Source organism: Paenibacillus sophorae (assembly GCF_018966525.1).
GTDB lineage: Bacteria > Bacillota > Bacilli > Paenibacillales > Paenibacillaceae > Paenibacillus_AQ > Paenibacillus_AQ sophorae.
Genome location: NZ_CP076607.1, coordinates 2,769,061 through 2,779,453, shown reverse-complemented (window position 1 = coordinate 2,779,453; position 10,393 = coordinate 2,769,061). Strand labels below are relative to the sequence as shown.

Sequence of the window (10,393 nt, the reverse complement as noted above, 5' to 3'; positions counted from 1 at the left end):
TGGTGGATGCGCTTACATAGAAATATTGATACAAGTCTCCGATTTCCGTATAAAAAATAACAAATGGCCACCCAGCGCCTTATCAGGCAGCCTGGCGGCCAAATCTTACGAACCCAATATTATTTCACCGTGGCATTATACTGCTTCAGCTTGTCGGTTATCTGCGCGGCAGCATCCTCAAGCGCCTTCTTAGGCTCCTTCTTTCCGTTCAGCGCCTCCTCGATTGCACCTTCCACGATCTGGCGTGCTTCCGGGAAGACACCCATAACCGCTCCCGATGTAGCGTTCGAGGCGCTTGAAGCATGAAGCTGATCAACAGCTGTCTGGAACTGCGGATATTTAGCCATGTTGTCTTTCAAGACCTGCTGATCATAGGCGGCCTTCGTGATCGGGAAGTAGCCGGTGCTCACGCTCCATTCCGCCTGCACTTCCGGGGAAGCCACATACTTGATGAATTCCCAAGCGGCTTTCTGCTCTGCTTCCGGCTTGTTGTTCATAATGTACAGGCTGGCTCCGCCGACAACAACGCCTCCTTCTTTGGCATCAGCCGGTTTCGGCAGAAAGCCGGTTCCCACCTCGAACTTGCCTCCTACAGCATCCACTATCTTCCGCAAGGAGGCCGTCGAATCCAGGGTCATCGCTACTTGTCCGGCGGCAAATGCGCTGTCCGTGTCGTCCGTATCACGTCCAAGGTTGGCAACGGCTTTTTCATCCACCATTTTTTTCCACCACTCCAGCGTCTTCACACCAGCTTCCGAAGCAAGCAGCGATTCCGTTGCAGCCTGGTCGCGGCCATTGCCTCCGTTCACATACTCGGCATTCTGATTGGCGAACAGCTGCTCCATGAACCATCCGTAAATCGCGATCGCGGCCCCCGGCTTGCCGTTCTTGCTGAGCGCTTTGGCAGCCGTCTCATATTCCTCAAAGGTCTTGGGCGGATTCTCGGGATCGAGTCCGGCCGCTTTAAAGGCATCTTTGTTATAGTACAGGATTGGATTGGACGTGTTGAACGGCATCGCGTTCAGTTGGCCGCCAATCGTATAGTACCGGGTGATATTCGGTTCCAGAGAAGACAAGTCAAAGCTATCCTCATCGATAAACTTCTGTACCGGAGTAATCATCTTGGAGTCGATCATAAATTTGCTGCCGATCTCATACACCTGTATCAGATCCGGGCCGCTGTCAGATCCGAGCGAAGCCTTCAGCTTGTTCAAGCTCTCGTCATATTTGCCCTGATAGACCGCTTCAACCTGAATGTCAGGATGGCTTGCGTTAAAGTCGGTAACAATCTTGTTGATTGCTTTCTCGCCAGTGCCGGACATGGAGTGCCACCAGGTGATTTTCACCGGTTCCGCTGCGGTGCTAGCCGCACCCTGATCGCTGCTTGTTACGTTGTTAGACGACGTATTGGTTGCTTGAGTATTCGCGTCAGCGCCTGAGTTCCCTCCGCAGCCTGCCAAAACCGCCATAAACATGGCGAGCACCAGAATCATGCCGCGTCTGAAACGAAATCTTCCAAAGCCAAACCTTTTCATTGTCTTAACCTCTCCTTTTTTCGGTTATCCCTCTTTGTGAATCTATTGATCATCTGCATCAAGCAGCTGATTTCTTCCATTGGCCCGTGACTTCTAGCCCTTCAGCGCTCCCGCCGCCATGCCCCGCACCAGCTGCTTCAGCCCGAATACAAGTAGCAGCAGTGAAGGCAAAATAACGAGCGTAATTCCGGCAAACACCAGATTCCACGACGTCGATTCTTGAAATTCCAGCATGGAAATGCCGATCTGCACCGTCCGCATCATTTCACTGTTCGTAATCAGCAGCGGCCACAGATAGGAGTTATACGTATTTAAAAAGGAATAGACGGCCAAGGTCCCGATTGCAGGCCGGGACAGCGGCAGCACATGCAGCAGAAAATAGCGGATATGCCCGCAGCCATCCATCCTCGCCGCTTCGAACAGCTCCTTCGGCAGTTGGAGGAAGAACTGGCGCAGCAGGAAGGTGCCGAACGCCGTCGCCAGAAAAGGAACCGTCAGGCCCTGATAGGTATCGAGCCAGTTCAGGCTGCGGACCGTCAAATAATTCGGGATCATTGTCACTTCCCAGGGAACCATCATCGAAGCGACAAACAGGCTGAAAATGAAGCCCTTGCCTTTGAAGTCCATTTTGGCAAATGCGTAAGCCGCAAGGCTTGCTGTAATGAGCTGGCCGACCATAACGATGCCCGATACGAGAAACGTATTTCCGATGAAGGCCGCTATCGGCACGATTCCGAATACGTCGATGAAATTTGCCGGATTGAACGAATGCGGAATGATTGACGGCGGAAAAGCACTCGCTTCCTCCGGCTTCATCACGGACAGAAAGAAGCTGTACACAACCGGATACAGCGCGAATATGGCAGCCACGATAAGGATGAGATAGACCGCGGCTTGTCCAGCAATATGCTTTTTCATTGATAGTGCACCTTCCTTTCCACCCATTTGAATTGAATCAAGGTAAGGAGCATGATGACAAGAAACAGTAACAGCGCCTGCGCGCTGCCGGTTCCGAACCGGAAATTAACGAAGGCCTCCCGGTAGATGGAATAGACAAAGACGTTGGTACTGTCCATCGGACCGCCCTGAGTCAAAATATTAATCTGTCCGAATGATTGAAAGGCGCTTATGATTGATACGACCAGAACGAAGAACAGAGTCGGAGACAGAAGCGGAATCGTAATCTTGCGGAACATCGCCACCGGACCCGCACCATCGATCTTGGCGCTCTCATACATGTCATCCGGAATGCCCTGCATTCCGCTTGAGATAACAATGTAATTGAAGCCAAGATTCATCCAGACGGTCATGAGCGAGACGGAGAGCAGCGCCCACTTCGGGCTGGTCAGCCAAGGAACCGGTGCAAAACCGGCCAGCTCCAGACCGTAGTTCAGCATGCCAAGCGACGGATGAAACAGAAACTTCCAGATGACGGCCGCGGAACCGACGGAAAGCACCATCGGAAGCGAAAATGCGAATTGAAACAGCCGTTGGCCCCTCAGAAGATTATGAGTAAGAGCCGCAAGCACGAGAGCGATCAGCATCCCTGCCGGAACCGTAAGGAGTGCGAACAGCGCAGTGACTCGAATGCCATCCAAGAACAGCCCGGAGGTAAACAATCCCGTAAAATTCTCGGGTCCCACAAATGAGGCCACTCTTCCAGCCGGGTCCGTGCTGTACAGACTGAGGTAAACCGACCGCAGCAGAGGATAGAACATGAATACTCCGAACAGCAGCAGAGAAGGTGCGAGAAAAGCATACGCAAGCATATTTTCCCGTACTTTCAGCTTCTTTAACGAAACTGTACGCAGGCCTCTTCGCGCTGAAGCTCTGCTTGCTCCGGCAGGAAGACTCCAACGATTATCAAGCTCGCTCATGGCGAATGCCTCCTTGAATGTTAAAAGTCATCTCTTATACAACCCTCTGCCAGTGTAAGGCGTAGATGTAAAACGAAAACCCTAGAAAACACAGGATTAGGTAAAACTTTCAAAAAAGAGTTAACGGAATGAAAACATGAAGAAGCTGTCCCGTAAGTGGCTTCTCAATACTGGGGGAAAGCTACGTTTTTATTTTTTCTCATATTAAAAAGGTCGTGCAGCGGGTACACGACTCACCCGGCTCGACCTTCAATGAAACGGAATTCCTCCATCTTATTTTATCAAAAAGGGCCTATGCCAAGCTTAGAAGGGAATTCCTCCTCTTAAATCAGGCATTTTTGCCGAAAACTAAAAAATCGCAGACATAAGCCGGAGCTTTTCCCGCTTATTGTCTGCGATGCCCTTTTTTCCAAAAATAAAAGGGAAGTTTTCCCGTTCATGCGCGCTCCTGCTTGGGATGATGGTGCAGCCCATTCATCACTCTCGGCTCCCATTCGCCTGAAAGGGAGCTGCTAATCCTGCGTCATACTCTTAAACAGCCTTTCGGTATCCTCCCGTTTGCACAGCTCCCTCTCGGGATTCATGACGGCAGCCGCTCCGGCGGCGATTCCGAAGCGGACGGCTTCCGCCAAAGATCCTCCCTGCTCCAACCGGTAGACGACTCCGGCTACAAGACTGTCGCCCGCGCCCACAACGCTGGCAACGGGAACCTTGGGAGCGGAAATATGCTCGGTTCCTTCTTTGGAAATCATAAAAGCCCCTTTTGCTCCCAGCGAGACGATGACCGCTTCGGTCCGGCCTTCCGCGATGAGCCTCGTCGCCGCCGCCTTCAATTCCTCGTCACTTGTTAACGTCATTCCGGTCAATTCTTCAAGCTCGCGCGCATTGGGCTTTAGTAGATACACGCCCGCATCGGCTGCCAGTTGAAGAGCTTCTCCAGATGTATCTACGATTACCCGGCAATTCCAATCCTTAACGGACTTGATGATCCGGGCATAGAAATCTGCCGGACATCCGGGGGGCAGACTGCCGCTCAGGACAAGATAATCCGGTTTGGCCGCTAACTTATTTAATTGATCGAGACACCGCTGCCGGTCTTCCTCATTGAATGTCGGACCCGGCATATCGAACCGAAACTGCTGCCCGGTCGACTCTTCCAGAACAATTAAATTCTCCCTCGTTTGTCCTTGAATCGGAATCGACTGATGGCCGACGCCTTCTTGTTCTAGCATTTGATGAATAAGCTGTCCGTGCAGTCCTCCCGACGTATACAGAGCCAGAGCCTCTCCGCCCAATCTGTGGATTGCTCTGGAGACGTTAACTCCGCCGCCTCCGGGTTTATACGTCGCTTCACGGCAGCGGAGTTTATGGTCGGGAACGACCTGATGGATTCCGGTGCTGGCGTCTACGCTCGGGTTAACCGTCAAAGTAACAATCATTTCAGCATCTCCTTTTTTGGAACCTCGTCATATTCATTCTAACGGTATACTTCACATTTACCCTTTTTATACATGGATAAGCTGCGCCGGCCCCTCTTCATATAAATCGTCCAGACATAAATCGTCCACACAGTATTGCCAATTAACTGTGTATATAATATACTGTTTATTATAAAATCAGTTTATAGTATAAACAGTAAGGAGATGCGTCCATGAAACCTTTGGCTATTGAGATTCAGAATCTGCGCAAAACATTCGGGGACCACACAGTGCTTCACGGTATCAACCTCTCGGTGCATGCAGGCACCGTATTTGCGCTGCTCGGTCCGAACGGCGCCGGTAAAACAACGCTCATCCATATCCTGTCCACGCTTGTCGCCCCCGATGAGGGAACAGCGCGGGTTGCAGGATTCGACGTCGCCGCCGAAAGAAATGAAGTAAAGCGTTCCATCACCCTTACCGGGCAGTTCGCAGCCGTAGATGATGTGTTGACCGGAGAAGAAAATCTGCGGATGATTTGCAGACTTTCCGGACTATCGGCTGCGGATTCCCGTATCCGTACCGCCGAACTGCTGAAGCATTTCGAGCTTATGGAAGCTGCCCGCAAACGTGTAAAAACCTATTCGGGAGGCATGCGCCGGCGCCTGGATTTGGCCATCAGTCTGGCCGTCAGCCGGCCGGTGATGTTCCTGGATGAGCCGACCACAGGTCTGGATACACGCAGCCGGCGCGCCTTATGGGATATCATTCTTCAGTTGAAGGAGCAGGGCATCACTATTTTCCTCACCACTCAGTATCTGGAAGAAGCGGATCAGCTCGCCGATACGATCGCCGTCATTTCGGGCGGACGCATCGTTGCGACGGGTAGCGCTGGGGAATTAAAGTCGCGCGTCGGCGGCGAGGTAATCGAACTGCGAAATGCCGACAATGAAATCATTCGCAAGGTTCCGACCGACGGCAGCATTCTGGATATCAGCCGAACGCTCCATGAATTGTCTTCAACCTTGCCGGGCGAGACGAGGGTCAGCATCAACAGACCGAACATGGATGATGTGTTTCTGGCAATGACCGGAGGAACGGAGGTGGCACCGGCATGACGACTCCTCAATCCCCAGTCAAGACCGCTTCCCTCGGCGTAACCAATGCCGTCTTTATCGGTCGCAGCATCCGCCACAGTCTGCGCAATATCGAAGCGTTAACCATGGCAGTTGTGCTCCCGATTATGCTGATGCTGCTGTTTACCTACGTCTTTGGCGGCGCTATCGATCCGGGCGGGAATTATGTTAATTATGTCGTTCCGGGCATTATACTCCTTTGCGCCGGCTTCGGATCATCCAGCACCGCCGTAGACGTTGCGGAAGATATGACGAACGGGATTATCGACCGGTTCCGAACGATGCCGATCAAGAGTCTTGGCGTCATCACCGGACATGTCGCTGCAAGCCTCGTCCGCAATCTGATTGCGACCGGTGTTGTAATCGGGGTAGCGCTGCTTGTCGGATTCCGTCCTACGGCTGCAGGCCTGGAGTGGATCGCGGCGGCAAGTCTGATCGCCTTGTTCATCCTTGCCTTCACCTGGCTCTACGCGGCCATCGGCCTGGTTGCCGGGAGTCCGGCGGCCGCCAGCGGATACGGATTCGCGCTGCTCTTTCTCCCCTATCTCTCCAGCGCCTTCGTGCCGACCGACACGATGCCCACATGGCTGCAGGGAGTCGCGGAGAATCAGCCGATCACTCCGGTTATCGAAGCGATTCGCGGACTTCTGACCGGAGCTCCGGCTCACGATCAGATATGGAAAGCTGCCCTATGGTGTATGCTTATCCTTCTTGTCTCGATGCTGTGGAGCATGTGGACGTTTCGGCGTAAAGCCGGCCGCCGCTGATGATATAGCCGGAAATATCGCCGTAACCGGAAATACGGCCATTAAATCAATAAAAGCACAGCATCTCGAAATCCTTCGAGCCGCTGTGCTTTTTGTATATTAAAGTATTTGCCGCTTACTTCCGCCTTAAATCAAGATAATAAGCGATGCCGTCAAGGATTCGCTCCAGTCCGAAATCAAAATCGTTGCCCACGGTATTCTCCTCTTCATTCTCTCCGGTGTAAGCGCCGGACATGACTACAGGATACAGATTCGGATACTGTTCTGGCTTAATCAGACCTTTTAGCGTTGCGGTGTAATCCAGCCCGCTGAATTCATCGGGACGGGCGCCAGCCTGAATGGCCTGGTCCATATCCCGCTGGATAAGCCCGCAGGACCGCGCATAGCTGCTGAGCAGGAGAACGATGGACATCTTTTCATAATCGTTCAGCGGAAATTCCCGCATCGGCCGCAGTGCCCAATCGACTACCCGCAGATTATTCGGCGTAACAGGAATCCCGCTGATTGGGACGTCGCCAAACCACGGATGGTCCCGGAATACTTGTATAGTGGCACTCACAAATTCCCGCATGCTTCCACGCCAATCTTCCTCTTTTTTCTCAGGAGGAATAGGGATGTCGCAGACCGCTTCCTGCATGAGCAGCAGAAGATCTCCTTTGCTGGGAATATATCGGTATAAAGACATTGCGGTAAACCCCAGCGCTGAAGCTACCCTATTCATGGAAACGGCGGACAGCCCCTCTTTATCCGCAATGGAGACCGCGGTTTCGACAATCAGGGGAATGCTGAGCTCCCGCTTCGGTCCGCGTTTGGGCGGTTCAACCAGGCCCCAGCTCAACGCCGCTCCAACCGACAGATTACCCGCTTGTTCACTGATCTTATCGTTTTTACTCATGCTAATTAAGCCTCCTACGCCATAAACAGTTTACCACATAAACAGTATATCACAGGACAGCCTTGGTTATAAAATGAACCGGAAGCTGCCCGATCATCGGCTATGATTGAGGGCTCCGGAAACGGAACGGCTAGCACCTTCGATTACAGAGGCGGGCATGTCAGATATTTGCCTTTGCCGATGGCACTTCCCCCCAAACAGCTTGTCCAGTCCTGTCTCAGAAATGATCATAACCGGCCTCAGCTCTTTCTGCGCCTCCACAGCCGGTAACCTTTCCTTACCGCTTCCAGAACAGAGCGGGGCACCGGAAACAGCCAAAGGGAAGATATCGGCCTGTACAGGCGGGTATAAGCTTTCTTAAAGTCGTCCCACATCGTGCAGTCTTCCTGCTTAAGAAAATCCGAGACGTCCACAATGAGGCCGCGTCCATCCTCTACCATTACATTTTTAGCGTGAACGTCGTGGGGATGGAGTCCCCGTGAAATCGCATATTTCAAGGCCTCGTCAATATCGCGAATGGCCTGATCGGTGATGGGAATGCCCCGCTTCATGCAGTCGTAGAACGTAACTCCTCTAAGCCGCTTGATTACCAAAAAATCAGGACCGGCATGATAAAGCTCCGAATAGGCGGGATGAGCGCCAAGACGGCGGTAAACCTCCACTTCTTCCGTGAGCCCCGGTCTTCCGGGCGCATAAATCTTCACCGCATATTTATCGTATTGGGGATGACAGAGCACCGCCGCGTAATTTCCCGATCCCAGCAGCATCCATGGCTTGGGGACATTCCGAACCTCGATCGGGTCCTCCGAATTGACGCTCTCCAAGACCAAATGCGTCAGCAGCTCCTCCGTGATCATTTCCAGCAGCTTCTCCATACTTCCTCCCTGCGGCTTCCTCCGGCAGCTTACATTCCGGTAATTACTCTGACAAGTATTGTATTTATGACTCCAGTTTAAGGCATTTCATGAAAAAACACATCCTAATGCGGTTAAATTACGCCATAGCGGAGTTCTGCCGCTTTAAAAAAATTAAGCAGGCCGTCCAAGGTTATATCCTTGGAAGGCCTGCTTATGGACGGTTCCAAATGGAATCCGGCGGCTAGAATACTCGCGTTATGCCAATACGCCAAGCCAGTATCCGATGATGCCTACCGCAAATAAAGCAAAGATAAGAGCAATGGCGTTCACTTTCTTTTTCAGCAGCTTCATGCACAGGAAAGTCAGAAGAAGAGGAAGCAGTCCCGGCATCAACTGGTCCAGAATCATTTGAACCGTAGTGATGACTTCTTTGCCATCCGTACCTGTATATTTGGAAACAACCAGCGGCACGTTGATACTGGTCCACTTGGAAACCAGCGCCCCCATGACAAAGAGTCCCAATATGGAAGCCGATTCCGTAAGCTTGCGCAGCCGATTGCCCGACATATCGGACACAATCTCCGTTCCTTTTTCATAACCGTATTTCAAGCCGTACCACTTGGTCGCCAGCCGGCAAACGTTAAAAAGAAGGAAGAACAGAAGCGGTCCGACGATGCTGCCGGTCAAGGCAATGGATGCGCCGAGCGCCGCCAGAACCGGCCGCAAGGTTCCCCAGTAAATCGGGTCGCCCACACCGGCAAGCGGACCCATCAAGCCGACTTTTACACCGCTGATCGTAGCGTCATCAATGGGCTGGCCGTTGGCCTTCTGCTCTTCCATCGCGGCCGTTACTCCCATAATTGGGGCCGAGATAAACGGCTGCGTATTGAAGAACTCCAGATGTCTCTTCAAAGCTTCTTTTTGATCCTCTTTCTTGCTGTAAAGCCGTTTGATTGCCGGAATCAGCGTGACGCAGAAGCCGATGGACTGCATCCGTTCAAAGTTGAACGATCCAAGCAGAAACCAAGAGCGAACAAACATGTTGTTCAAATCTTTTTTCGTCAATTTCTTATCTTCCATTGTATAATCCCCTCTTTCCTCAGAAGCTTGCTACAGCTCATCAATTTCTTCTACCGCCGTGCTCTGCGCGCTATATTTCGGATTCAATTGGATGTACAGAATGGCCAGAACCGCGCCGACCATACCGAAGCCAACCAGGTTGATGCCCGTAAAGGCGGCGACGACAAAGCCAAGGAAGAAGAAAGGCATCAGGTATTTAGCAGACATCATGTTGATAACCATCGCATAACCGACGACGACGATAAATCCGCCTGCAATTTGCAGGCCTCTCGTCACGACTTCCGGAATTGAATCCAGCAGGCTCGTAACCAGCCCCGTCTCGGCTGCAACCGCTACCAGAACTGCAGGCAGTGCGACGCGCAAACCCTGCAGCAGCAGAGCTATGAAGTGACACAGCTCAATTCCCTTGAAATTCGAGGTCTCCGCATACTTATCCGCCAAATGCTGGAAGAATACGGTGATCGTCCGGACAAAAATTGTAAGCACCTGACCGGCGGCGGCAATCGGTATGGCAACAGCAATCCCGGCGCCTATCGACTGATGCCCTACGATAACAAGGATCGTCGATACCACACTTGCGAGCGCGGCGTCGGGAGCCATGGATGCGCCGACATTCATCCAGCCCAGCGCCATCAGCTCCAATGTGCCGCCAAGAATAATCCCGGTCTTGATATCGCCCAGGACCAGACCGATCAGCGTACAGGCAATCAGCGGCCGATGCGTCTGTCCTTCGTCGAGTACGCTGCCCATGCCGCATATGGCCGCAACTAGCGCTACCATTACGATTTCAAAAGTACTCATGTTATAACCCCTCTCTTATTTCCTCGA

At 52.3% G+C, this 10,393-nt stretch carries 10 protein-coding genes; 2 read left to right on the top strand and 8 right to left on the bottom strand.

The features are described 5' to 3' along the window. Positions 1–119: 119 nt before the first annotated feature. The 4 genes from KP014_RS13030 to KP014_RS13015 form a co-directional block, all read right to left on the bottom strand. Positions 120–1,535, bottom strand: coding sequence for an ABC transporter substrate-binding protein (locus KP014_RS13030; protein ID WP_036597506.1), 1,416 nt, complete (start codon positions 1,533–1,535; stop codon positions 120–122). Between the two features lie 93 nt (positions 1,536–1,628). Continuing rightward, complete coding sequence (locus KP014_RS13025) at positions 1,629–2,453, bottom strand: carbohydrate ABC transporter permease (RefSeq protein WP_036597508.1); 825 nt, start codon at positions 2,451–2,453, stop codon at positions 1,629–1,631. After that, positions 2,450–3,304, bottom strand: coding sequence for a carbohydrate ABC transporter permease (locus KP014_RS13020; protein ID WP_425517283.1), 855 nt, complete (start codon positions 3,302–3,304; stop codon positions 2,450–2,452). Before KP014_RS13020 ends, KP014_RS13025 begins: the two co-directional genes overlap by 4 nt. 620 nt (positions 3,305–3,924) lie before the next feature. Then, positions 3,925–4,851, bottom strand: a complete 927-nt coding sequence (locus KP014_RS13015; RefSeq protein WP_090834581.1) for a 1-phosphofructokinase family hexose kinase — start codon at positions 4,849–4,851, stop codon at positions 3,925–3,927. 212 nt (positions 4,852–5,063) lie between these two features. On the opposite strand from KP014_RS13015, the gene KP014_RS13010 reads away from it, so the two are divergent. Together KP014_RS13010 and KP014_RS13005 are read left to right on the top strand one after the other, a co-directional pair. Next, complete coding sequence (locus KP014_RS13010) at positions 5,064–5,948, top strand: daunorubicin resistance protein DrrA family ABC transporter ATP-binding protein (protein WP_036596161.1); 885 nt, start codon at positions 5,064–5,066, stop codon at positions 5,946–5,948. Continuing rightward, a complete protein-coding gene (locus tag KP014_RS13005; protein ID WP_090834580.1) occupies positions 5,945–6,733 on the top strand; it encodes an ABC transporter permease in 789 nt (262 codons plus the stop codon). Before KP014_RS13010 ends, KP014_RS13005 begins: the two co-directional genes overlap by 4 nt. A 115-nt stretch (positions 6,734–6,848) precedes the next feature. Here KP014_RS13005 and KP014_RS13000 read toward each other — a convergent pair whose 3' ends face one another. The 4 genes from KP014_RS13000 to KP014_RS12985 all read right to left on the bottom strand — a co-directional run bounded on the left by KP014_RS13000 (position 6,849) and on the right by KP014_RS12985 (position 10,366). Then, positions 6,849–7,628, bottom strand: coding sequence for a TetR/AcrR family transcriptional regulator (locus tag KP014_RS13000; RefSeq protein WP_051500645.1), 780 nt, complete (start codon positions 7,626–7,628; stop codon positions 6,849–6,851). Between the two features lie 239 nt (positions 7,629–7,867). Continuing rightward, positions 7,868–8,503, bottom strand: a complete 636-nt coding sequence (locus KP014_RS12995) for a serine/threonine-protein kinase (protein WP_036604219.1) — start codon at positions 8,501–8,503, stop codon at positions 7,868–7,870. 237 nt (positions 8,504–8,740) lie between these two features. Continuing rightward, the gene (manZ, locus tag KP014_RS12990) at positions 8,741–9,565 is read right to left on the bottom strand and encodes a PTS mannose transporter subunit IID (RefSeq protein WP_036604220.1); all 825 of its coding nucleotides are present in this window, start codon (positions 9,563–9,565) and stop codon (positions 8,741–8,743) included. Positions 9,566–9,595: 30 nt separating this feature from the next. Beyond that, the gene (locus tag KP014_RS12985) at positions 9,596–10,366 is read right to left on the bottom strand and encodes a PTS mannose/fructose/sorbose transporter subunit IIC (protein ID WP_036604221.1); all 771 of its coding nucleotides are present in this window, start codon (positions 10,364–10,366) and stop codon (positions 9,596–9,598) included. Between the last annotated feature and the right edge of the window lie 27 nt (positions 10,367–10,393).

What these genes read in the sequence shown, in the direction of transcription:
- KP014_RS13030 (WP_036597506.1), bottom strand. Translation starts at nt 1,535, where the DNA reads ATGAAAAGGTTTGGCTTTGGAAGATTTCGTTTCAGACGCGGCATGATT.
- KP014_RS13025 (WP_036597508.1), bottom strand. Translation starts at nt 2,453, where the DNA reads ATGAAAAAGCATATTGCTGGACAAGCCGCGGTCTATCTCATCCTTATC.
- KP014_RS13020 (WP_425517283.1), bottom strand. Translation starts at nt 3,304, where the DNA reads ATGCTTGCGTATGCTTTTCTCGCACCTTCTCTGCTGCTGTTCGGAGTA.
- KP014_RS13015 (WP_090834581.1), bottom strand. Translation starts at nt 4,851, where the DNA reads ATGATTGTTACTTTGACGGTTAACCCGAGCGTAGACGCCAGCACCGGA.
- KP014_RS13010 (WP_036596161.1), top strand. Translation starts at nt 5,064, where the DNA reads ATGAAACCTTTGGCTATTGAGATTCAGAATCTGCGCAAAACATTCGGG.
- KP014_RS13005 (WP_090834580.1), top strand. Translation starts at nt 5,945, where the DNA reads ATGACGACTCCTCAATCCCCAGTCAAGACCGCTTCCCTCGGCGTAACC.
- KP014_RS13000 (WP_051500645.1), bottom strand. Translation starts at nt 7,628, where the DNA reads ATGAGTAAAAACGATAAGATCAGTGAACAAGCGGGTAATCTGTCGGTT.
- KP014_RS12995 (WP_036604219.1), bottom strand. Translation starts at nt 8,503, where the DNA reads ATGGAGAAGCTGCTGGAAATGATCACGGAGGAGCTGCTGACGCATTTG.
- manZ (WP_036604220.1), bottom strand. Translation starts at nt 9,565, where the DNA reads ATGGAAGATAAGAAATTGACGAAAAAAGATTTGAACAACATGTTTGTT.
- KP014_RS12985 (WP_036604221.1), bottom strand. Translation starts at nt 10,366, where the DNA reads ATGAGTACTTTTGAAATCGTAATGGTAGCGCTAGTTGCGGCCATATGC.